Source organism: Neorhizobium sp. S3-V5DH (assembly GCF_004343065.1).
In the GTDB taxonomy this organism is placed as follows: Bacteria; Pseudomonadota; Alphaproteobacteria; order Rhizobiales; family Rhizobiaceae; genus Neorhizobium; species Neorhizobium huautlense.
In genome coordinates, this window is record NZ_SMCL01000003.1 from 123,181 (window position 1) to 146,810 (window position 23,630).

Consider the following 23,630-nt stretch of genomic DNA (forward strand, 5'->3'; position numbering starts at 1 on the left):
CGATTAACGGCAAAGCGACGCCTTCGTTCCGGTTGTCGGCTAAATCGCTATGTCCCTCAGATCGTCGGCGCCCTCGCCTCGCTCGAACGCGGCACGCGGCGCGGTCAACCTCCAGCAAAGCCCTCCGGGATTAAAATCGATTTCGACCTCCCCCCCAAAAGCCGCTGCCGCATGGCGCTTGACGATGGTGGTGCCGAAGCCGGTGCGTGAGGGCTCATGAACCGGCGGCCCGTTCTTTTCTTCCCACACCAGGCGCAGCTTTACCTCGTCCTCATCATCCTTGACCACGTCCTTCCAGGCGATCCGGACCTTGCCGTGCGGCACCGAAAGCGCACCGTACTTGACGGAATTGGTCGCAAGCTCATGCAGGATGAGGCCCAGATTCTGTACCGCTTCGGCTTTGAGCGTGAAATCCGCTCCCTGAAGTTCGACCCGCTCGGCCACTTCTCCAAAGGTACTGAGATGGATTTCGATGACTCGCCGAATCGAAACCCCCGACCACTGCTCTTTCGCAAGTGCTTCGATGGATTTGCCGAGCCCCTGCAACCGGCCACTGATAGCCCTCTGGAACTCCTCCATGGTGGTGTCCTTGCGCGCCAGCTGACGCATCATGGCCTGCACCAGAGTCAGGATGTTCTTCGTGCGATGTACGAGCTCATGCAGGATCAGATGGATGCGGTCCTCCGCCTGGCTGCGGTCGAAGGATGCGTTCGATAGAGCCACCGCAACCTGGTTGGCTTCGCGGATTTTCGTTTCGATGGGCGAAACGATCTCGCCCCTGCCCATCCGTTCAGCCATTTGCGCGAGCTGCCGGATGGGAATCCGAAGCTGACGCCCGACCAGCCAGGCGATCAACATGCCGACGGCGAGAAAGATCGCGCCGCCCCCGATCAACTGCCGCCATGTGGTGAGAATGCTCGCCTGCGCCGTATCGATCGGGCCCCAGACGACCGCCTTCCAGGTCCAGCCGGTGATCTGCGCATAACCATACATCTGCCTGCGGTCACCGCTCATGTCCTCGATGGTCCCCTTGAAACCTGTCATCAGCTTCAGGGTATTTGCGGGAAAGGCAGAGCCTGAGGCGAATGTGTCGGCCCCGACGGACGTAACTACATTTCCCAGGCCGTCGACGATGGCGACGGACCAGCCTGCGGGAAGCCTCTCCACGGAAATCAGCTTCTGTAGATCCTCGGCATTCTGCGTGATGACCATCGCCGCACCGGCGCCGGAGACTTCGGTGGGCATCGGCATGGTGATGTTGAACACATGCTTGCCGCTGGTTGCCCCGAAAAAGACGCCGGAAACTTCGGTCACGCCGCTGCGCAGCGCCGACTGAAGCGCCGTTGGATTGGAAACCTTCTGGAGGGGAGTTCCAAAGGGCACGCGCGTATTGAGTTTCTGTTGCCCATCCGCATCGACGACCAGCACATACAGCGAATTGGAGCGCAGGCTGGTCTGGGTCCTGTTGTGGAATGACTTCAGGTCCCCGTTTTTAAGCTCCGGCGACGTCACGAGGATCCGCAGCGTCGTTGCCATATCCTGCAGCTCGCGATCGACGGCGCGAGCAATGAGCTGTGCGTCCTCAGCCGTGTCGTTGGCAAGGATTTCGCGCTCGTTCGCCTCCAGCTCCATCATCAGATAACCGACGAAGATCAGCAGGGGCAGAGCCACACCGGCTGCGAGCGCAACCAGATACGCGCCAATGGGCGCAATCGGGAAAAACCGCGAAATTCTTAACATTTCCTGGAGTTAACCCGAAAAGACGGCGCACGTGGCCTGCCGTCCGCCCTCATGTTCATTTATGTATCCCGCCATCTACTAATATATGCAGCACAGGACTTCTAACTGGTTTTGGAAGTCGGGCCAAGGATTGATTGCTGACAATGTGTCTTTTCCGCGAGGGTTCGCCGAAAGGGGTTTTATCATCGACTTCGAGGACTGGACCCCTCCGCAAAGCGGTCCAGTGGCGCCTGCCGACCGGATCAGATGGTCGTCGAACCTGTCAAGGTGTCGGTCGGAGCGTTGTTGACGCGCAGGTTGTTCTGCACATGCCGTACACCCGAAACACCGTCCACGAGATCCTCGGCCCGGCGTTTGTCCCAGCGGCTGGAAACGAAGCCGTCGAGGGTGACCTCCGCACCTTTCACGGTAACCGAGATGTTCGAAGCGTCCAGTATGGGATCATCGCTCAGACGGTCGTTGACGTCTTCTTCGATCCTGGTGTCGGAGCGTTGGTAACCCTTCGGTCCCTTTCCCCGATGTTCATCCATCGCGCGACGCTGTTCGGCCTCCTCATCGCCGAACCAGGAAGCGACCTCGTCGCCTGCCCGCTCCATGAAGCCACGTTTGCGGCCATAGTCCTCTTCTTCGCGGAACCGGTGCTCCTGGCCGTAGCGCGGCCGGCTCTCGCCGCCGTAACCATAGTCCGAACCGTATTGCTCGCCATAGGCCTGGTTCACGCGACCGCGGCCGGGTTCATAGCTGAATGAAGAGGGTCTGCCCCGGTAGGAGTCGCGCGCCCATATTCGCGAGCGCTCCGTATCACCGTAGCCGGGGTCATAACCGTAGTCGTCGGTGGCCCATTGCTCGCCCCGGCCATAGCGGGAGAACCGCGAGCGATCGCCATCCTCCCGGCCGTATTCGTGATCGCCGGGAAAATTGTCGCCGCTTCGCTGATTGTCGCCAAAACCGCGGACGTACCCCGTGTCTCCCGGGCGATAATCACCGGACGGCTCGCGAGGAAAATCGCGTTCGCCTCGCATCCGGTCGTTTCGATACCGGCCCGGTTGAGAATAGTTTCCGTTAGCCATTGTTTGTCTCCTCGACCTGGTTGGTTCCGTTCCAAACGGAACACAAACCGAACGCAGCCTCCTCCGGATTGTTCCGGGCTTTCGCGGAGCCAAGCCCTCGAATTCGGTGGTCGACAAGAGTGCGGCTTCGCGAGAAACAGCCCCGGACGGAGCCACGTCCGATTGATCGCGCAAACGTCAATGACGGGCGCGTCAGCCGATGCGGCTGCCACTTTCGGGATCGAAGACGACGGCCTTGTCCAGGTTGAAGGAGAAGGGAAACTTCTCGCCGAGTTTCACCTGCACGTCGGAGCGGGTTCGGGCGGTAAAGCTCGCGCCGTCCAGCTTGCCGGTGACAAAAGTATCCGAACCGGTCGGCTCGACCATGATGACGTCGGCGGCGATCTGGGCCGTGGCGCGCGCCTCGGGATCCACCAGGCCGGCATCGGTGATCGTTTCCGGACGCAGGCCGAGAATGACTTCCTTGCCGTCGGGTAGGATTGTCGTAACCGATGGCGGCATGGCGACTTTGACGCCTTCGTTGCCGAAGAGCGAAATGCCCTGCGCGCCGGCGGCGGACATCACTTTGCCCTTCAGCATGTTCATTGCCGGCGAGCCCATGAAGTCGGCGACGAACAGGTTGGCCGGGTGATTGTAGATCTCCGCCGGCGTACCGACCTGCTGGACCATGCCTTCCTTCAAGACGACGATCTTGGTGGCGAGCGTCATCGCCTCGATCTGATCGTGGGTAACATAGACGATGGTGGCGTTGGTGTTCTGGTGAAGCGCCTTGATCTCGGCCCGCACCTCGACACGAAGCTTCGCATCGAGGTTCGATAGCGGTTCGTCGAATAGGAAGACCCGCGGCTGGCGAACGAGCGCGCGGCCCATGGCGACGCGCTGGCGCTGGCCGCCGGAAAGCTGGCTCGGACGGCGTTTCAGCAGGTGCTCGATCTGCAGGGTTTTAGCCACCTGCTTTACCGCGGCCTCGCGCTGCGCCTTCTCGATGCCGCGCATTTCAAGCGCAAACGCGATGTTCTGTTCCACCGTCATGTTCGGATAAAGCGCGTAGGACTGAAAGACCATGGCGATGTCGCGCTGCGAGGGATGCAGGTCGTTGATCACCTGGCCGTCGATGACGATATCGCCGGACGACGGCGGCAGGAGACCGGCGATGGCATTCAGGAGGGTCGACTTGCCGCAACCTGAAGGGCCGACGAGCACCAGGAAGCCGCCCTTTTCCAGATCGATATCGATACCCTTGAGGATCTCGACATTGCCGATCTTCTTGCGAATGTTCTTGATTTCAAGAAAGCTCATTGACGGTTATCCCTAAGTCAGCCCTTGACTGCGCCGGCCATCAGACCGCGCACGAAGTAGCGTCCGGCGACGATATAAACGAACAGCGTCGGCAATGCCGCGAACACGGCCGCGGCCATGTCGACGTTGTATTCCTTGACGCCGGTGGAGGAGGAAACGAGGTTGTTGAGCGCCACCGTCATCGGTGAGGCCTCACCGCCCGCAAACGAAATTCCGAACAGGAAGTCGTTCCAGATATTGGTGAACTGGTAGATGATCGTGACGACGATGATGGGCCCGGAACTCGGCAGCAGGATGCGCCAGAAGATACGGAAGAAGCCGGCGCCGTCGATCATCGCTGCCTTCACCAGCTCGTCTGGGAAAGCTTCGTAATAGTTGCGGAAGAACAGCGTCGTGAAGCCGAGGCCGTAAATCACGTGCACCATGACGAGGCCCGTGGTGGAATTCGAAAGGCCGAGGAGACCGAGAAGACGCGCCATCGGAATCAAAACCGCCTGGAACGGAATGAAGCAGGCGAACAGCATCATGCCGAAAACCAGTTTATGACCGGGGAATCGCCATTTCGTCAGCACGTATCCGTTGAGGGCGCCGAGCAGCGTCGAGATCAGCACGGCCGGAACCACCATCTTGATGGAGTTCCAGAAATAACCCTTGATGCCGACGCAGCTGACCCCGATGCAGGCCTCGCCCCAGGCCTTGACCCAGGCGGCGATCGAAGGGGAGCCCGGCAGGGCCAGCATGTCGCCGCCGCGGATCTCGTCGAGCGACTTCAGCGAGGTGATCAGCATCACATAAAGCGGCAGGAGGTAGACGAGTGCGAGCACGACGAGGGCCGCATAGATGAAATAGCGGGCGGCGCGGGCCTGGCCGGCGCTGACGGTTTCGTTGGCCGCGCTCATTGGTGCTTCTCCCGCAGTTCCGAATAGAGATAGGGCACGATGATCGCGGTGATGCCCATCAGCATCATGACGGCGCTCGCCGAACCGACGGCCATCTGGTTGCGCGTGAAGGTATAGGAATACATGAAGGTGGAGGGCAGCTCGGTCGCATTGCCCGGCCCGCCTCCGGTCAGCGCAATGACCAGATCGTAGGACTTGATCGCCATATGCGCGAGCACGATGAAGGCGGACAGGAAAACGGGGCGTAAGAGCGGAATGATGATGCGGCGATAGATGGATATCGTCGAGGCGCCGTCGATCTGGGCGGCCTTGATGATCTCCCCGTCGATGCCGCGAAGACCGGCCAGGAACATCGCCATGACGAAACCGGATGCCTGCCAGACCCCGGCGATGACGACGGTGTAGATCGCCATATTGGGATTGACCAGCCAGTCGAACTTGAAGCTTTCCCAGCCGAGATTGTGCATGGTGTTTTCAAGCCCGAGACCGGGGTTCAGAAACCATTTCCAGGCCGTGCCGGTGACGACGAAGGAGAGCGCCATCGGATAGAGAAAGATCGGCCGTAGCACGCCTTCGGCGCGGATCCGCTGGTCCATCAAGATAGCGATGAACAGACCGATCGCGATGCAGATGCCGATGTAGAGAATGCCGAAGATTGCGAGATTCTGCATGGCCACATACCAGTTGGGCTGCGACCAGAGACGGAAATAGGCGTCGAACCCGCCCCATTTGTAGACCGGCATGATGCGGGAGGTCGTGAACGACAGATAGATCGTCCAGAGGATGAACCCGTAGACGAAAACCAGGATGACCGCGAACGACGGCGCCAGGACGATCTTCGGCAGCGCGTTGCGCAATCCGTCCGCAAGTGATCGGCCCTGTCTCTTTGGGATCCCATTGGGCGTCAGGGCGGGCACCGGCTCGATTGTCGTCATCATGACCTCCGGATGAGGGCGGGAGAAATATCAGTTCCGAGGATGCGTGACCTATCCTCTCACCAACAAAATCTGGCACCTAGCCTTTGGCTAAGATGCTGAATTACAAGTAAGGGGATCGCCGTCGGCAACCCCCTCACCTTGGCGTTCAACTATGCCATCACTTGGCGGCAGCAACCGCTTCCGGCAGGCGCTTCAGCGCCGCGTCGGTCGTGAGCTGGCCGTTGAGATGCTGGGTGATGACGTCGAGCATGGCTTCCTTGATGGCGGCCGGCTGGGCATAACCATGGGCGAGCGAGCCCATCATCGTGCCCTTGGTGGCTGCTTCGGCCAGATCCTTCATGCCCTTCTTGCCGCAATCGTCGAACTTCTCGTCCGAGATGTCGGTGCGGGCAGGTACCGAACCCTTCACCGTGTTGAAAGCGATCTGGAATGCCGGATTTTCGACGGCCGAAGCCATCTTGAGCTGTGCGGCACGCTGATCGTCACCCACGTCGAACATCATGAACTGGTCGGCATTGAAGAGAACGGACCCTTGCGTGCCGGGGAAGCGGATGCAGACGAAGTCGGTGCCCGGCTTCTTGTTGGCGCGCAGCCACTCGCCCTTCGACCAATCGCCCATCTGCTGGGCGCCGGACTTGCCCTCGATGACCATGGCAGTCGAGAGGTTCCATTCGCGACCCGAGAAATTCTGGTCGAAATAGGTCCTGAGCTTCGACATGGTGTCGAAGACCTTCTTCATGGTGTCGCTGGAAAGCGAAGCCGGATCGAGGTCGAGAACGGCCTTCTTGTAGAAGTCCGGACCGCCGACGGAGAGAACGACGGCTTCCCAGAGCGTACCGTCCTGCCACGGAACGCCGCCATGAGCGAGCGCGGTAAGGCCCTGGCCCTTGAAGTTGTCGAGCAGGGCGATGAACTCGTCGATATTGGTCGGAACCTTGCCGCCGGCCTTGTCGAGGGCGGCCTTGTTGATCCACAGCCAGTTGGTGGAGTGGATGTTCACCGGAGCCGCGATCCAGTGGCCGTCATACTTGGAAAAGTCCTGGAGTGCAGCCGGAATGACCTTGTCCCAGCCTTCCTTGGTGGCGAGTTCGTCGAGGTTTGCGGCAACACCCATTTCCGCCCAGTCCTTCAGGTCGAAACCGAGGAGCTGAACGGCGGTCGGCGGATCGCCGGCGGTAACGCGGGCGCGCAGCGCGGTCATCGCCGCAGAACCTGCACCGCCGGCAACCGGCATGTCCTTCCAGGCAACGCCTTCCTTCTGCAGGTTTTCCTTCAAGACGTTGAGCGCCGCCGCTTCGCCGCCCGAGGTCCACCAGTGAAGGACTTCGACGCTTTCGGCTGCCTTGGCGGCACCGGCCGTCAGAGCGATAATCGCCGCACCGGCGGCGAGTTTGCTGATCATTCGAATATTCATTGAGATTCTCCCTTTGCATCCGGGCTCCTCTCCGGATATTTCGATTTATAACGATATAAATGCGGTGGGTGTCAACCCGGACACGGAGATTTCTACAGCAATCGGACATACCGATAACAGATTGAATTCAATGCGAATTTCCCCAAAACTCGAAATTTTTCTCCGGAATCGAGAAAAAATTCCCGCGTAGCCGAAAAAATTTGTAACGATATAGATGAAGCTTGCCTTGGTTTTTTGGGCGGGAACGGAGGAAGAAGGAGATGTCGCTGGGAGACCTGGGGGAGAAGGGTCGGCGGGCGAAGCCGGAGCGGGAATCCGGGCAAGCCGGCGGCAACGCGAAGCCCACCCTGAAAACCATCGCCGAATTGACGGGACTTGCCGTCACCACGGTGTCGCGTGCGCTCGCCGATGCGCCGCAGATAGCCCTGGAGACACGCCAGCGTGTGCGGCAGGTGGCAAGCGAGATCGGTTACCTGCCCGACCGTGCGGCCCAACGCCTGCGTACAGGCCGCACCAACGTCATCAGCCTCGTCCTCGATCCTCACGAGGAAATCCTGAGCTATGCCACCTCTATGATCAAAGGGCTGACGGAAGCGCTCCGCGGCACACCTTATCACCTTGTCATCACGCCGCATTTCTCCGACACGCCGCAGGCCGACCCGGTCCGGCATATCATGCGTAACCGCATGGCCGACGGCATTATCTTCACCCGGACCGAACCGTCGGACGAACGCGTAAAACTGCTGATGGAAAACAATTTTCCATTTATCTGTCACGGTCGGACGGAACTGGCGACCGCCCATCCATACGTCGATTACGACAACTATGGTTTTGCCTATCTGGCGGCGCGAAAACTGATCGCGGCGGGCTGCAGGAAGCTGTTCATCATCCTGCCGCCTGAACGCTTCACATTTGCCCATCACATGCGGCACGGTTTCATGACAGCAGTGCGGGAGGAAGGGGTCGCGTTCGAGATCGCCAGAGACGTCACGCTCGACAGCGGATCGGACGATATCCGCGATTATCTTTTCCGCCGGATGGGCGAAGCGGAACGGCCGGATGGCTTTATCTGCGGCGGCGAGGTTTCCGCCCTTTCGGTCATGGCCGCAGCCTACGACCACCATCTCGAACTGGGGAAGGATGTGCGCCTGGTGGCCAAACAAACCTCCGGCCTTTTCGACCAGATCAGGCCGCGGGTCGAAACCATCTACGAGGACCTGGCGGAGGCCGGGCTGCTGATGGGCCGCCTGCTTCTGAAGCGTATCGGCGGCCCCCAACCTATCGACGAAATGCAGGTGCTCCAGACCGTCTGAGGTCCGGGGCACCCAATGATATCTCAATCCTCTTCGACGAAGACTTCCTCGCGTTTCTTCTTGACGCTCGGCAGGAAGACGACGACCAGGACCAGCGCTGCGATAAAGAGAAGGCCGGCGCTGATCGGACGCGTGACGAACGTTGTCGGATCGCCGCGCGACAGGATCATCGCACGCCTCAGATTCTCTTCCAGAAGCGGCCCGAGCACGAAGCCGAGCAGCAGCGGCGCGGGCTCGCAGCGGAGCTTGACCAGCACGTAGCCGATGAAGCCGAAGAAGGCCACGGAGTAGAGATCGTAGACGTTCGAATTGACGCTGTAGACCCCGATCGAGCAGAAGGCCATGATGATCGGGAACAACACGTAGTAAGGGATGGTCAACAGCTTCACCCACAGCCCGATGAGCGGCAGGTTGAGGACGACGAGCATCAGATTGCCGATCCACATGGAGGCGATGATGCCCCAGAAGAGGGCCGGCTGCTCGACAGCAACATTCGGACCCGGCACGATGCCCTGGATGATCATCGCGCCGATCATCAGCGCCATGACCGGATTGGCCGGAATGCCGAGGGTCAAAAGCGGAATGAAGGAGGTCTGCGCACCGGCATTGTTGGCTGATTCAGGTCCGGCGACGCCCGCTACAGCTCCCTGGCCGAATTCCTGCGGGTTCTTTGAGACCTTCTTTTCCACCGTGTAGGAGGCGAAAGCCGCAAGGATTGCACCGCCGCCCGGCAGGATACCGAGGATCGAGCCGATGACAGTGCCGCGCAAAACCGGCGCGACCATCGCCCGAAAGTCCTCCTTGGTCGGCAGCAGGCCGCTGACCTTCGACACCAGCACCGACCGGCTCTTTTCGTTTTCAAGGTTGCGGAGAATTTCCGCGATACCGAAGACGCCGACCGCGACGGCAACGAAATTCAGGCCGTCGGCATACTCACGAATGCCGAGCGTGAAGCGCGGCGTTCCGGTGTAGATGTCGGTGCCGACGAGCCCCAGCAACAGGCCGAGCGCCACCATCGCCAGCGCCTTGACGATCGAACCGTGCGCCAATGCAATCGAGGACACCAGGCCGACGACCATCAGGGAGAAATATTCGGCCGCGCCGAACTGCAGTGCGATTTCGGTGAGCGGCGGCGCAAAGATCGCTACCAGGAAGGTCGAAACGGTGCCGGCGAAGAACGAGCCGATCGCCGCGATCGCAAGTGCTGCACCCGCCTTGCCCTTGCGCGCCATCTGATAGCCGTCGATGGCCGTGACGGCAGAGGAGGATTCACCCGGCATGTTGATGAGGATCGCCGTGGTGGAGCCGCCGTATTGCGCGCCGTAATAGATACCGGCGAGCATGATCAGCGAAGAGACCGGCTCCAGCTGAAACGTGATCGGCAGCAGCATGGCGATCGTCGCAGTGGCGCCGATACCCGGCAGCACGCCGATCAGGGTGCCGAGCAGCACGCCGATCAGGCAGAAGAACAGGTTTTCCAGAGAGGTTGCGGTCGCGAAGCCGAGCGCGAGATTACTGAACAGATCCATCACTCACACCTCAAAGACCGAGCCAGGGGCCGAAACTGCGGAACGGGAGGCCGAGGCCGTAGATGAAGACCGCGACTGCGAAAACCGTCAAGGCGGCGGAGAGAACAACCGCCGTCAGAGGCTTCATCCGCCCTGATGCAAACGATGCGATCAATGCCGTGAAGAACAGCGCCGGCACGAAGCCGAGGCCCCGCACGGTGAGGCCGAAAAAGATCGGTGCCGGCAGGATGAAGAGCATCCCGCGCCAGGCGATATGGCCGATCGGCTCACCATGGACGCGCGCGGCCTGAACGAGGATGATGACTCCGAACAGCATCAGCGCGCAGGCGAGAATGAACGGGAAATATCCCGGGCCCATGCGAAATGCCGTACCGAGTTCGAGCTCGAAGGCCTGATAGGCGAAGTAGATGCCCGTCAGGACGAACAGCAGTCCGCAGATCAGATTGGTGGTGTCGAATTTCAGCGAATTCATGGTGTCTCCGTATGGATCGAAGAGCGGATGGCCAAGATCACCTGGTCAACGGATCCTCTTGGACGAGGATGACGAAGGGCCGGCCACCAAACCGTTCACACCGTTTTTCTTTAGAGAATCCCTCCCCTCCGGAGTGGAGGAGAGGGATTGGAAAGACGCGAACCGAATGAAAGCCTCAGCCGATGGTGCAGCTTAGTCGGCGTATTGTCCAGCAGCCTCGATGATCGGCTTCCAACGGGTGATTTCGCCTTCAAGCTTGGCCTTCAGCGCTTCCGGAGTGGCATCGTTCTCGGACGAGGGCTCCGTGCCGAGTTCGGCGAAGCGGGCGGCGACGTTCGGGTCCTTCAGCGCGACCTTCAATGCAGCGCTGAGCTTGTCGATCGCTTCCTTAGGGGTGCCCTTCGGCGTGTAGATGCCGTGCCAGATACCCACCGTCAGTCCCGGCAAGCCGGCTTCGGTGACAGTCGGAAGATCCTTCAGAACGTCGAGGCGTTCCGGCGACGTGACCGCATAGGCCTTTACTGTGCCGCCCTGGATCTGCTTGGTGGTGTTGGTCGTCTGGTCGCACATGATATCGACCTGTCCGCCGAGAAGATCGGTCATGGCCGGACCGGTGCCCTTGTAGGGAACCGTGACAAGGGGCGTCTCGATCGCGCTCATGAAGAGCATGCCGCAAAGATGCGAGGCAGCGCCGATGCCGGCATTCGCGACAGTAACCTTATCCGCATTGGCCTTGGCGTATTCGATCAGTCCCTTGAGATCCTTCGCTTCCATGTCCTTGCGGGCAAGCAGCGTCATCGGAACTTCGGTGACGAGACCGACATAGTCGAAAGCGTTCAGCGTGTCGTAGGAAAGCTTGCGGTAGAGGGTGGCGCTGGTCGCCATGCCGATATGGTGGAGCAGAACCGTGTAGCCGTCCGGGTCGGCGCTGGCCACGCGGCCCGCGCCGAGCGTGCCGCCGGCACCGCCGACGTTTTCGACGATGATCTGCTGGCCGAGATTCTTCGACATGGATTCAGCTACCAGACGGGCAACCGTGTCGGTTGGGCCGCCGGCCGCAAACGGAACCACCATGGTGATCTGCCGCTCCGGATAACCGGCGGCATTGGCGGAAGCGGAGAAAAGCGAAAGCGCCGCAAGAGCGGTAGCGCCAATAAAGGCGTTCAGGGTTTTCATCGGGGTCCTCCAGGATGAAATAGAGCACAGTCAGCGCTCAAGTCCTCCGGCGCCAACCTGCCGGAAATCTGCGCCAATGCGCTGGGCAGGTGCAATCATTTGAAAAGTACTAAATCGTTTTTTCTAGCTTTGATGCGTTGCACCATGGGTGGATTGGGCCACAAGGCGCCAAAAGCATGGGTGGATTTCCACCCATTACATTCGCCGTTATCCGTCCCGGTCGTCCTGCAGCAGGTGTTCCACGCCCAAGATCTTCTTGTCGAGGCCATATTTCTGCATCTTTTCGTAAAGCGTCTTGCGCGAAATCCCGAGAGATTCATAAACCGGCCTCAACGCACCCCCATGGGCGGCGATCTCGCCGGCAATGATATTTCGCTCGAAAGCCGCGACCTTGTCAGCCAGCCGCCCTGCCCCGTCTCGTCCCGGCACGGCGGTCTCGCCAGGCCTCGGGTCGAGACCGAGCACCAGGCGGTCCGCGGCATTGCGCAGTTCCCGCACGTTGCCCGGCCAGTCGCGCTGGGCGATCGCAGAGATCACATCGGCGGGCACGTTCGGATCCTCCCGGCCGTAGCGCGCCGCCGCCTCTCGGACGAGCTGCAGGAAGAGCAGCGGGATATCGGCTCGTCGCTGAGCGAGCGACGGGACATGGATGGTTGCCACGTTGAGGCGGTAGAAAAGATCGGCGCGGAAACGCCCCGCTGCGACCTCTGCCTCCAGGTCCACTTTGCTGGTGGCGATAAAGCGGACATCCAACGGCACGGTTTCGTTGGAGCCGAGCCGCGTGATCACCCGCTCCTGTAAAACGCGCAGGAATTTTGCCTGGAGATCGACCGGCATCGAACCGATCTCGTCGAGCAGGATCGTGCCACCGCGGCCGTGCTCGAACTTGCCGTAACGGGGACGCAATGCGCCCGGAAAGGCGCCGGCCTCGTGACCGAACAGCTCGCTTTCGATCAGGTTTTCCGGCAGCGCAGCACAGTTGATGGCGATGAACGGCTTATGGGCACGCGGGCTGACATCGTGCAGCGCCCTCGCCACCACCTCCTTGCCCACCCCCGTCTCGCCGATAATCAGCGTATCCGCATCGGCAGCCCCGATCGCGCGGAGCTGATAGCGCAGGTCGACCATGACTTGGGTGCGCCCCGGAAGCCGTGCCTCGACATCATCGCGCTTGCCGGCGACCGCCCGTAGCCGCCGGTTTTCGAGCACCAGACCGCGCCGATCCAGCGCCCGGCGGATGATGCCCGCGAGATGCTGCGGCGTGAACGGCTTTTCGAGAAAGTCGTAGGCACCTTCCCGCATTGCTTTCACCGCAAGCTGGACGTCGCCGTGGCCCGTCACCAGGATCACCGGGATTTCCGCATCCAGCTCGCGGATGCGGTGAAGCAGCGTCATGCCGTCGATGCCGGGCATACGGATATCGCTGACGACCACCCCGTCGAAGCCGAAACCCGTAAGTTCGAGCACATGATCCGCATGGGAAAATGTCTGGACCGAAAGGCCGAAGAGTTCCAGCGCTTGTGCGGTCGAACGGCGCAGCTCCTCCTCGTCGTCGACCAGCAGCACCCTTTGTCCGTTCACTCGGCTGCCTCCAGAAGATTGCCGTCGGCAGCGTCGAGCTCGATGTTGAAGACTGCGCCGCCATCGGGATGCTCACCGACGCTCAGACTGCCGCCGAAATCCTTGATGATATTGTAGGAGATCGAAAGGCCGAGCCCCAAGCCCTTGCCCACGCCCTTGGTAGTAAAAAACGGATCGAAGATGCGCTCGCGGATGGCCGGTGGAACGCCGGGACCTCGATCGCGTACCGACACGACCACCTTGTCGCCCTCCTTCTCGGCAGAAACGGTGATACGCCGGTCCTCCAGCCCCTCCACCGCATCGGCCGCATTGGTGATGATGTTCACCAGAACCTGCTGCAGGCGCACGGCCCCCGCCTTCACGGCCGGCAGCATCGGATCGATCTCCACGTCCAGGACGGCATCGGCCGTCTTGAGCCGCGCCGCCACGATCTCGAGCGTATCCCGCATCACGTCCTCGATCAGCACGGGACCGAGCTTCTCGTTCGGCTTGCGGGCGAAGTTGCGCAAGTGCTTGCTGATCGACGCAATGCGGTCGATCAGCGCCGAGATGCGACGGACATTGTCCCTTGCCTCGTCCGTCCGGCCGAGATCGATGAGCACACCCGTCGTCTCCGCATAGGTCTTGGCTGCGGCCAAAGGCTGGTTGAACTCGTGGGAAAGGGCGGCCGACATCTGGCCGAGACCGGCGAGCTTGCCGGCCTGGATGAGATCGGCCTGCGTCTGCCGCAACCGCTGTTCGGTGAGCCGCCGCTCGGCGATCTCCTCCTCGATGCGGCTGTTGACGCGGGCAAGATCGGCGGTGCGCTCCGCCACGCGTCGCTCCAGTTCGTTGCGGGCTTCCGCCTGCAGCTGCATGCGTTCATTGAGGCGTGCGCGTCGCTGCATCAGGACGGCAAGCGCCAGGCCGGCGAGGCAGAGCGTCAGGATCGCCGCGACGGTCGCGGTTTTCGCCTGGGTACGGACGGAACTCGTGTCCATCAGAACGTTGACCGTCCAGCCCGCATCCGGCATGGGCTGGGAAACGATGAGATATTCCTTCTCAACCCGATTGTCGGCAATGACCATGACATCGCGATCGGCAAATGCGCCGCGCTTCACCGGCAATTCCCGCAGTTTCGCGTCCGCATACCGCCTGGAGGCCTCAGTGCGTGCGATCCGTTCGGGAGTCAGCGGCAGAATGCTTGCATAAAGCCATTCCGGACTGCCGGTCATGAAGATGATGCCTTCCGGATCGGAGACGAAGATCCGGTCGTCACCGCCGCGCCAACTGTCTTCGATGGAATCGATATCCACCTTGAAGACGATCACGCCGCGGATCACGCCGCCGACCTCGATCGGCGAGCCGAAATAATAGCCGCGTTTCAGGGATGTCGTGCCAAGCGCATAAAAACGCGATTGCCGCCCAGCCGCCGCGTCCTGGAAATAGGGCCGGTAGGTGAAGTTCTCGCCGATGAAGCTGATCGGAGTGTCGTAATTGCTCGCCGCAACGGTCTGGCCGTCCATCGTCATCACATAGATATCGGACGACTTGAGAAGAGCGTTGACGTCCTTGAGATAGGCATTTGTCGTTGCCCGCAGCGCGTCGTTTCCTGGGTCGAGGATTAGCGCCTCGACATTCTGCTGATCGGCGATCAGCGCCGGCAGAGCCTCGTAACGCTTCAGGTGGCCATCCAATGCCGATACCGCCAGCCGCAATGTCGTGGCGGCTTGCGTTTCGGCTTCGTTCATATAGCCGCGCGCCGCGATATCGTTGCCCCTGAAGATCAAGGCAAGCCCAAGCACCGCCAGGAGGACCAGCGGCAAAAGAAGGCGATATCTCAACAGGCCGGGTCCTCCCATCTCTCCGCCCCGCAAAAGGGGCACGGCTATTGTAATCCGTGGTGGAGCGATTTCCATCACTTCCTTTCATGAGCCCTAACGTTCAACTGCAGCCGTAGGACGCATAAAGGAGACATGCTCGCTTTTATGGAAGTTTTACTTGACCTGCCGCCTGAGCCGGAACAGTCTGGCAAGCGGGTATCGGCGCCGGTCTCGGCATCAGGGGGCTTCATGGTCTACGTGCTTGCGCTTCTCATCGGCATCATCGCCGGCCTTCGTGCCATGACGGCGCCTGCCGCCATCGCCTGGGCCGCTTATCTCGGCTGGCTCAATCTTTCCGGTTCCTGGCTCGCCTTCATGGGCTCAGTCTGGGCCGTCGGCATCTTCACCATTCTCGCAGTCGTGGAACTCGTGACCGACCAGCTGCCCTCGACGCCGAGCCGCAAGGTTCCGCAACAGTTCGGCGCCCGGCTCCTGATGGGTGCCCTGACCGGAGCCGCCATCGGCACACCCTATGGCGGTTGGATCGTCTGCCTGATCGCCGGCGTCGTCGGCGCAGCAATTGGAACTTACGGCGGCGCAGCCGTCCGCGCCAAACTCGCCGCGGGCTTCGGAAAGGACCTGCCTGCAGCCTTGATCGAGGACGCCGTCGCTATCATCGGGGCCTATCTGATCGTTGCGTCCCTGCCGATTCCGGTCGCCGCATGACGGCTTTCGACGCGATCATCATCGGCGCTGGACAGGCCGGCCCCTCGCTTGCCGGGCGTTTCAACGATGCCGGCAAACGCGTCGCCATCATCGAGCGGAAGCATGTGGGCGGGACCTGCGTCAACACCGGCTGCAAGCCGACCAAGACGCTCGTCGCCAGCGCCTATGCCGCCCATCTCGCCCGCCGCGGCAGCGAATACGGCGTCGTGCTCGAGAGCTCCGTGAAGATCGACATGCCGACGGTGATGCGCCGTTCGCACCAGGTGACGCTCGATTCCCGCCACGGCAACGAGAGCTGGCTGGAAGGCATGCCGAACTGCACCCTGATCCGCGGCCATGCCCGTTTCGAAGACAAGAACACGGTGCGGGTCGGAGACGAACTGCTGACCGCGCCGCAGATCTTCATCAATGTCGGCGGACGCGCCGCGATCCCGGATTTTCCGGGCATCGGCGAAGTGCCGTTCATGACCAACAGCGACATTGTCATGCTCGAGCGGGTGCCGGGCCATCTGGTCGTCGTCGGCGGCAGCTATATCGGTCTGGAATTCGCGCAGATGTATCGTCGCTTCGGCGCGGAGGTCACGGTCGTCGAGAAGGGGCCGCGGCTCGTAGGTCGCGAGGACGAAGAGATTTCCGAAGCCATCCGCGGCATTCTGGAAGCCGAAGGAGTCAAGATCCGCACCAACGCCGAATGCATCCGCTTCCGCAAGCACGGGGACGGCATCGCAGTCGGGGTGGACTGCGCAGAGGGCGAACCGGAAGTGATCGGCACCGATATCCTGCTCGCCGTCGGCCGGCGGCCGAACACAGACGACCTTGATCTGGACAAGGCAGGAGTGGAAACCGACGGCAAGGACTATATCAAGGTCGATGACCGTCTGGCAACCAGTGTCGAGGGTATCTGGGCGATGGGCGACTGCAACGGCCGCGGCGCCTTCACGCATACGGCCTACAACGATTTCGAGATCGTTGCTGCGAACCTCTTTGACGGAGAAGACCGCAAAGTCTCCGACCGGCTGCTCGGGTACGCGCTTTACATCGATCCCCCGCTTGGCCGCGTCGGCATGAGCGAAACGGAAGCCCGCAAGGCAGGAAAGAAGGTTCTCGTCGGGCACCGGCCGATGACGCAGGTTGGCCGCGCGGTCGAAAAGGGCGAGACCCAGGGCCTGATGAAGATCGTGGCGGACGCCGACACGAGGCGTATCCTGGGAGCCGCCATCCTCGGCACCGGCGGCGACGAATCCATTCATGGCATACTCGACATGATGAATGCCGGCGCCACTTTCGATACGTTGCGCTGGGCGGTCCCTATCCATCCCACGGTGTCGGAACTCTGGCCGACGGTCGTCCTCGGCATGCAGCCGACCTGAACCTCTTTTGGACATATCTAAATTTTTATCGACTGCTTAAGGAGAGCCTCAAGCATTTTCGTCTATGACCGGCGTTCAAGGTCCTGTTCATGACGGAAACAGATGTGCGGTTTTGCTGGCTTCCTTGGTGAAGCATGTGGCTCCGGTGATCCGGAAGCTCTCCTGTCGTCCATGGCGGCCGCGATTGCCCATCGCGGACCGGACGGACAAGGCGTGTTCGCCGCGCCGGGCGTCGGGCTTGCCCATGTGCGCCTGTCGATCATCGGGCTCGCCGACGGCCAGCAGCCGATGACGAGTGTCGACGGCCGATTCACCATCGTCTTCAACGGCGAGATCTTCAACTATGTGGAACTGCGCGACGACCTGAAGGCTCGCGGTATCGTCTTTCGCACCGGCAGTGACACGGAAGTGCTGCTTCAGCTTTATGCGCTCCATGGCAAGGACTGCCTTTCGCGCCTCAACGGCGACTTCGCCTTCGCCATATGGGATGCGCGTGACCGGCGGCTGATGCTTGCCCGCGACCGGATGGGCGTGCGGCCGCTCTTTTATACCCGGCACAAAGGCGCGCTCTACTTCGGTTCCGAAGTGAAGGCCCTGCTCCAGGTGCCGGGCATCGAGGCGGAACTCGATCCCTTTGCGCTCGACCAGATCTTCACGCTCTGGGCGCCGATCCCGCCGCGGACGGCCTTCAAGGATATCCGTGAACTCGAGCCAGGACATCTGCTGACCGCCGAAGGCGGACGCATCGACGTCAGGCCCTACTGGTCGCTTGACTTTCCCGATGCCGACGACCGGGCCGAGGCGGACCAGGGCGCGATGGAACAAGAGCTGAGGGCACTCCTTGCCGATGCGACGCGGCTTCGCATGCGTGCCGACGTACCGGTCGGCGCCTATCTTTCCGGCGGCCTCGATTCCTCGCTGATCACCGCCCTGGCGGCGCCGATGGCGCCGAATGGATTGAACACCTTCTCGGTGACCTTCGACGACGCCGAGCATGACGAAAGCGCCTTCCAGATGGAAGTTGCCCGCGCGCTCGGGACGCACCATCGTGCAGTCGCAAGCGGCTCGGCCGATATCGCGGCGAGCTTTCCGGATGTGATCAACTTTACGGAGCGGCCGGTTCTGCGCACCGCGCCTGCCCCGCTCTACCGCCTCTCCGGCCTCGTGCGGGACGCCGGCATGAAGGTCGTGCTGACCGGCGAAGGGGCAGACGAGATCTTTGCCGGTTACGATATCTTTCGGGAGGCGCGCGTGCGGCGCTTCTGCGCCCGCCAGCCGGGTTCGAAAATCAGGCCGCATCTCTTCCGCAAGCTCTACCCTTATTTGCCCGGCTTGAAGCAGCAATCGTCGGATTACCTCGCGGCATTCTTCGGCGCCTCGAACGACGTTGCCGGCGACCCGCTCTTCTCGCACCGGCCGCGTTTCCGCTCCACGGCCGCGGCGAAGATCTTCTATTCCGACGATTTGCGCGCCACTCTCGGCACCTATGACGCCGCCGAAGAGCTTGCCTCTCGCCTGCCCGACAACTTCCGCCGCTGGCATCCGCTGCATCAGGCGCAATATCTCGAAGGCCGTTTCCTGCTGCCGGGCTACATCCTTTCCAGCCAGGGAGATCGGGTTGCGATGGCACATGGCGTCGAAGGCCGGTTCCCATTCCTCGACCACCGCCTGGTCGAATTTGCGGCCCGGCTCAATCCAAGCATGAAGCTCAAGGGTCTCGAGGAGAAACATATCCTCCGGCGGGTGGCAAAGGACCTGCTGCCGGATGTGATCACCAAGAGGCCCAAACAGCCATATCGAGCGCCAGACGGCCGTTCCTTCGCCGGCAACGACGAGCAAGCCTATGTCGGCGAGATGCTCGGCGAACAGGCAGTCGCGGAGACGGGACTGTTCAATGCGCGGGCGGTCGCCAAATTGCATCAGAAGTGCCGGACACAGACGGTTTCAGGTTTCCGCGACAATGCCGCCTTTGTCGGCATTCTTTCGACACAACTCTGGCTGCGGAAGTTTACGGCCCGAGACGCAGCCGGTGCCGATCACATTGCCAAGGCGGCAGGAAGTAAAGCATGACGGCGCCCGGATTAATCCAGAAGATGGCACGCCTTCGCGGTTTCCTGCCGATGTTCTTGTCCTATGCCGCCTCGGGCGGCAGTCTGATCGTCAGTTCCTTCGCCCAGCTCCTGACCTTTGCCATCCTGGCCCGCTTCCTCGGCGTCCACGAATTCAGCTTGTTTGTGGCAATCACAGCGGTCTCGGCGATCGCGGTTCATCTCTGCGGCCTCGGCGCCACCGAATGCCTGGTGCGCCGTGTCGCCCGCGACCATGCCATCTATCCTCGCATGCTCGGGCATAACCTGATCCTGATTGCGGCGAGCGGCCTTGCACTCATCCTGATCGGCGCCGTGGCGCTGCCCTTCTTCTTCGACGTATCTGCCGATCCGGTGGTAAACGTCGTCGAGATCACCCTCATGCTGGTGACGAACATTCTGCTCGTCCGTTGCATCCTGTTCGCCGAACAGGTCTTCATCGCCTTTTCCGATTTCGGCTCAGCGAACAAGGTGGTCATGGGTTTCGCGCTGATCCGCACTGCCGCAGCCGTGCTCGCCTGCCTCATCTTCGGCGTATCGACGCTCTCGGGCTGGATCATCTGGCAGTTCGCGGCGCATCTCCTCATGCTGGCTTTCTGCGTCCAGGCGCTTCGCCGCCTCGGCCGACCCCGATGGGGACTTGTCCGCGAGGAGCTCCGGCTCGGCCTCTTCTTCAGCATCCCCTTCATTCTCAAGGCGGCACGTCAGAATGCCGACCTGCTGGTCCTGAGCCTGGTCACCACGGCCGAGATCGTTTCGAGCTACAGCGTTGCGCGTCGCATCATCGAAAGCAGCTACCTCTCCGTCGATGCGCTGAACCGCATCGTTTACCCGGGTACCGCAAGAGCGAGCCAGGCCGGGCTTCATCATGCGGCCGAACGGGTATCGAAGATCTTCGCCGTCGCATTCACAATCAGTGTTGCAGCAGGCGCGACGGTCTATGTATTCGCGCCGCTGCTGCCCTTTCTTTTCGGTCATGAATATGTCTCGCTCGTAGGTTTCGTCCGCGTCCTCTGCTGGGTCGTGGTGCCGGTCGCCTGCTGGGCGATTGCGCTTGAAGCACTTGGCGCAGCCGGCCATCAGGGCGCGCGCGCTTCCGTCCTGGGAACCGGCAGCCTGGTTGGTGCAGGCATCGCTGCATGGGCGACCTGGTATGCCCCGCCGCTCGGCACCTTCGTATCCTATTACGTGATCGAGGCAGCGATGGCGGCCGCCGCCTGGGCTGTTTATCTGAGCGTGGTGACGAGGAGCAGGCAGACGAGTTTTGCCGTGAGCGAGCCTGCCGAATGAACCTGCCGTACAGCCATCCGGCCGTGGAGGCTCCTGCCGTCTTCCTCACCCGCAACGCCACACATGGCGTGCGTCCGATGGAAGCTGCCGACCTTCAAGCCGTCGGCCGGCTCTTCAACAAGGCATTCCGGAACAAGGACGAGGCGCCGCAACAAGACCTGGTGGATTATCTAGACCGCGTTTTCCTGAAATGTCCGGGCTACGCACCGGAGCACGGCAGCATCGTCCATCAGGATCACCAGGGCCGGATCGACAGCGCATTGCTGGCGCTTCCGATGCCCTTTTTTGTTTACGGCAGGCGAATTACCGCGCGTCTTCTCTGTGCCTTCATGGCGGACGGAAAGACCGGTCTTGCCGGTGCGGCAAGACTGGCGCGCACGATCCGCCTCTCGCAACCGGACCTGTGTTTTTCCGACAATGCCTCCCCCGTCAGCGCCGATCACTGGACGACCGGCGGCGGTTTCATGCTTCCCGTTCAAAGCCTCGAGTGGCGCCGCACCTTCCGACCGTTTCAGGCGGGTTTCGATCGATTAAGGAGAAAACTGCCGGCCGGCAGTCATCTTCCGCTTTCGACATCGCTCAAACCGGCGGACTTCCTCGCGCGGCATTTTTTTGGCACGTTCACGCCTCGGGAACCTGTCGGCGGAACCTCGATCGAAGCGGATTTCGATGATTTCGTCACATGCGCCGCAACGATGACAGAGTGCTTTGCGATCCGCCCCGACTGGTCGCGTGACGATCTTCTGTGGCTGATGGATACGGCCGCTTCGAACATTTCGCTCGGCCGGCTCCGCTGCAAACGTGTCCTTAATACCAAAGGCACGACGATCGGCTGCTACCTGTTTTTCGGCAAACCGGGCAGAACGGCGCACGTCCTCAATATCCTCTGCCGGGAAGGACACGAATTCGAAGTGGTCGGGCATATGTTTGCGGACCTTTCGGCCTCCGGCTATTCCGCGGCCCATGGTATGGCGCAACCTTTCCTGATGAACGCGTTGATGCGACAGAGGCAGATGAGCTTCCGGCACCGCGGCTATTTCTGCATGGTGACGCGGCATAAGGACATCCGCGAGGCGGCAACCGGAAACGATATCTTTGTCGGCGGCCTTGCTTCCGAAAGCTGGAGCCGTCTCCTCACGGACTTCGCGTAATGAGAGATTAACGCGATATTCACCGTACTGACCTAGTGATGAAGCCTAATATTGGCGAAATGCGGCGGGTTCGATGCTTCCGCCGCATGGCTGGAGGTGTGCATGTACCGGCCGAGGGAGCCCGAGAACCGACGCCCGGCGTCATCGTCCGCGCCTGCCGGCCAGCGGGGCGGCATGCCCTATCGCGGCTCGCTTCTTGATCGGCTGGACGACGACCGCTTCCAGGAGCCCTACCAGGACGATAACGATAGCCATGCGGGCGAAAGCGACGATTATTGGCGTCGTCAGAGCCGGCAGCCGCAGCCCGCCCCGCGTCCTGCGCCGGAACCGGCGACGACCTACCCTTCCTCTCTCAACGGGGTCGTCGAAGCGCAAATCCGCAGCCTGTCGGAGATCGGCGCCGGCGACGTCCTCTCCTGGCTGCGCAAAGGGCTGCCCTGGATCATCTTCTTCGTCGTCCTCGGCGTGATCGCAGCCTTTCTCTATTCCGCGACCGCCACGCCGCGCTACACCGTCTATACCGACATCATCATCGACCCGCAAAACCTCAACGTCGTCACCGACGACGTGTTCGCTTCAAGCCCGCAACGGGATTCCCAACTGCTGGAGGTGGAAAGCAAGCTGCGCGTGCTGACGTCCCGCAATGTGCTGAAACAGGTCGTCGCGGACATGAACCTGACGGAAGATCCGGAATTCACCAAGCCCAGCGCGCTGGAGCCGCTGCTCCGTCTGATCTCCCCAAACCGCCCCGCAAGCGACAAGGAGCTCGGCGTGCTAATGGAGCTCGGCGAGCGGGTAAAAGCCGCCCGCGAGGAACGGTCCTTCGTGGTGACGCTTTCCGTGTGGTCCGAGGATCCGGAAAAATCGATCAGGCTCTCCGAGGCGATCGTCCGCGCCTTCGAAACCGAGCTTTTCGAATCATCAGCCGACAGCGCCGGCCGCGTTGCCGCCACGCTCACCAGCCGCCTCGACGAACTGCGCGCCCAGGTGACGGACGCCGAGGAAAAGGTCGCGCAGTTCAAGCGTGACAACAATATCCAGGAATCCAATACCGGCGAGCTTGCAAGCAGCCGCATTTCCAGCGCCCTCGACACGCAGGTCCTTGATGCGCAGCAGCGGCTGATCCAGGCCGAAGCTCGCTACAATCAGATGCGTTCGGCCGTTGCCGACCGGCGGACGGCGACCGCGACCGTCTTTGATTCTCCCGGAATGCAGACGCTGAGGACGAGCTACAATACGTTGCAGCAGCAGATCGGCTCGCTGACCCTCACCTACGGCTCGCGTCATCCCCGCCTGGTCTCACTGCAATCGGAAAAGGCAGCGATAGACAAAGCCATAACCGATGAAGCGAGCCGCATCCTCGAGACGGCCAAGACCGACGTGGACCAGGCGCGTGCGACGCTGAACCAGCTCCGCGGCAAGGCCGACGCTGAACGTTCCACCGTTTTCACCAACAACGATGCGCAGATACGTCTGCGGGAACTGGAACGGGATGCGCGCGCCAAGGCGGCAGTCTACGAAACCTATCTCGGCCGCACACATCAGATCACCGAACGCCAGCAAATCGATACCAGCAATGTCCGTGTGATCTCGCCGCCCGTGCCGCCCAAGACGAAGAGCTGGCCCCCCCGCACGATCATCCTGCTTATAGGCGGCGCTGCCGGCGGCTTCATGCTCGGCACCGGATTGGCCCTTTTGCTGGGGCTCGCACGACATCTCAGCGATGTTCGCCAGCGCTTCGCTTACACGCAGAGATATTCCTGAGGCGTTGAG

At 61.4% G+C, this 23,630-nt stretch carries 18 protein-coding genes; 7 read left to right on the forward strand and 11 right to left on the reverse strand.

All coding sequences use genetic code 11. From position 1 onward, the window contains the following. Positions 1-39 precede the first annotated feature (39 nt). From EDE09_RS06610 to EDE09_RS06635, 6 genes are all read right to left on the reverse strand, one after another. Positions 40-1,740, reverse strand: coding sequence for a sensor histidine kinase (locus EDE09_RS06610; RefSeq protein WP_105371452.1), 1,701 nt, complete (start codon positions 1,738-1,740; stop codon positions 40-42). Positions 1,741-1,982: 242 nt separating this feature from the next. Further along, on the reverse strand, positions 1,983-2,810 hold the full coding sequence (locus tag EDE09_RS06615) for a BON domain-containing protein (RefSeq protein WP_245422805.1): 828 nt from the start codon (positions 2,808-2,810) through the stop codon (positions 1,983-1,985). A gap of 192 nt (positions 2,811-3,002) precedes the next feature. Next, positions 3,003-4,109: an ABC transporter ATP-binding protein gene (locus EDE09_RS06620; protein WP_105371450.1), complete on the reverse strand. Its 1,107-nt coding sequence runs from the start codon at positions 4,107-4,109 to the stop codon at positions 3,003-3,005. Between the two features lie 17 nt (positions 4,110-4,126). Further along, on the reverse strand, positions 4,127-5,008 hold the full coding sequence (locus EDE09_RS06625; RefSeq protein WP_105371449.1) for a carbohydrate ABC transporter permease: 882 nt from the start codon (positions 5,006-5,008) through the stop codon (positions 4,127-4,129). Further along, entirely contained in the window at positions 5,005-5,943 is a 939-nt protein-coding gene (locus EDE09_RS06630; protein ID WP_207914812.1) for a sugar ABC transporter permease, read from the reverse strand. The genes EDE09_RS06625 and EDE09_RS06630 overlap by 4 nt, the downstream gene beginning before the upstream one ends. A gap of 160 nt (positions 5,944-6,103) precedes the next feature. Beyond that, positions 6,104-7,354 carry an ABC transporter substrate-binding protein gene (locus EDE09_RS06635; RefSeq protein WP_207914820.1) on the reverse strand — a complete coding sequence of 417 codons (1,251 nt, stop codon included), beginning with the start codon at positions 7,352-7,354 and terminating at the stop codon, positions 6,104-6,106. Positions 7,355-7,620: 266 nt separating this feature from the next. Between EDE09_RS06635 and EDE09_RS06640 the strand changes: the two genes are divergently transcribed. Beyond that, positions 7,621-8,673, forward strand: a complete 1,053-nt coding sequence (locus EDE09_RS06640) for a LacI family transcriptional regulator (RefSeq protein ID WP_132409421.1) — start codon at positions 7,621-7,623, stop codon at positions 8,671-8,673. A gap of 23 nt (positions 8,674-8,696) precedes the next feature. Here EDE09_RS06640 and EDE09_RS06645 read toward each other — a convergent pair whose 3' ends face one another. From EDE09_RS06645 to EDE09_RS06665, 5 genes are all read right to left on the reverse strand, one after another. Further along, positions 8,697-10,202, reverse strand: coding sequence for a tripartite tricarboxylate transporter permease (locus EDE09_RS06645; RefSeq protein ID WP_132409423.1), 1,506 nt, complete (start codon positions 10,200-10,202; stop codon positions 8,697-8,699). Between the two features lie 10 nt (positions 10,203-10,212). Next, positions 10,213-10,674, reverse strand: a complete 462-nt coding sequence (locus EDE09_RS06650; RefSeq protein ID WP_105371445.1) for a tripartite tricarboxylate transporter TctB family protein — start codon at positions 10,672-10,674, stop codon at positions 10,213-10,215. A gap of 192 nt (positions 10,675-10,866) precedes the next feature. Then, the gene (locus EDE09_RS06655) at positions 10,867-11,850 is read right to left on the reverse strand and encodes a tripartite tricarboxylate transporter substrate-binding protein (RefSeq protein ID WP_105371444.1); all 984 of its coding nucleotides are present in this window, start codon (positions 11,848-11,850) and stop codon (positions 10,867-10,869) included. 207 nt (positions 11,851-12,057) lie between these two features. Next, entirely contained in the window at positions 12,058-13,431 is a 1,374-nt protein-coding gene (locus EDE09_RS06660; protein WP_132409425.1) for a sigma-54 dependent transcriptional regulator, read from the reverse strand. Further along, complete coding sequence (locus EDE09_RS06665; protein ID WP_281033646.1) at positions 13,428-15,272, reverse strand: sensor histidine kinase; 1,845 nt, start codon at positions 15,270-15,272, stop codon at positions 13,428-13,430. The genes EDE09_RS06660 and EDE09_RS06665 overlap by 4 nt, the downstream gene beginning before the upstream one ends. 210 nt (positions 15,273-15,482) lie before the next feature. Between EDE09_RS06665 and EDE09_RS06670 the strand changes: the two genes are divergently transcribed. The 6 genes from EDE09_RS06670 (at position 15,483) to EDE09_RS06695 (ending at position 23,621) form a co-directional block, all read left to right on the forward strand. After that, complete coding sequence (locus EDE09_RS06670; protein ID WP_105371582.1) at positions 15,483-15,959, forward strand: DUF4126 family protein; 477 nt, start codon at positions 15,483-15,485, stop codon at positions 15,957-15,959. Then, a complete protein-coding gene (locus EDE09_RS06675) occupies positions 15,956-17,329 on the forward strand; it encodes an FAD-containing oxidoreductase (RefSeq protein WP_132409429.1) in 1,374 nt (457 codons plus the stop codon). Before EDE09_RS06670 ends, EDE09_RS06675 begins: the two co-directional genes overlap by 4 nt. 102 nt (positions 17,330-17,431) lie before the next feature. Further along, entirely contained in the window at positions 17,432-19,399 is a 1,968-nt protein-coding gene (gene asnB / locus EDE09_RS06680; protein WP_132409431.1) for an asparagine synthase (glutamine-hydrolyzing), read from the forward strand. Continuing rightward, positions 19,396-20,706: a lipopolysaccharide biosynthesis protein gene (locus EDE09_RS06685; protein WP_245505077.1), complete on the forward strand. Its 1,311-nt coding sequence runs from the start codon at positions 19,396-19,398 to the stop codon at positions 20,704-20,706. The genes asnB and EDE09_RS06685 overlap by 4 nt, the downstream gene beginning before the upstream one ends. Further along, the gene (locus EDE09_RS06690; protein WP_245505078.1) at positions 20,703-21,857 is read left to right on the forward strand and encodes a GNAT family N-acetyltransferase; all 1,155 of its coding nucleotides are present in this window, start codon (positions 20,703-20,705) and stop codon (positions 21,855-21,857) included. The genes EDE09_RS06685 and EDE09_RS06690 overlap by 4 nt, the downstream gene beginning before the upstream one ends. Positions 21,858-21,959: 102 nt before the next feature. Continuing rightward, positions 21,960-23,621 carry a GumC family protein gene (locus EDE09_RS06695; protein ID WP_245505079.1) on the forward strand — a complete coding sequence of 554 codons (1,662 nt, stop codon included), beginning with the start codon at positions 21,960-21,962 and terminating at the stop codon, positions 23,619-23,621. Positions 23,622-23,630: the final 9 nt, after the last annotated feature.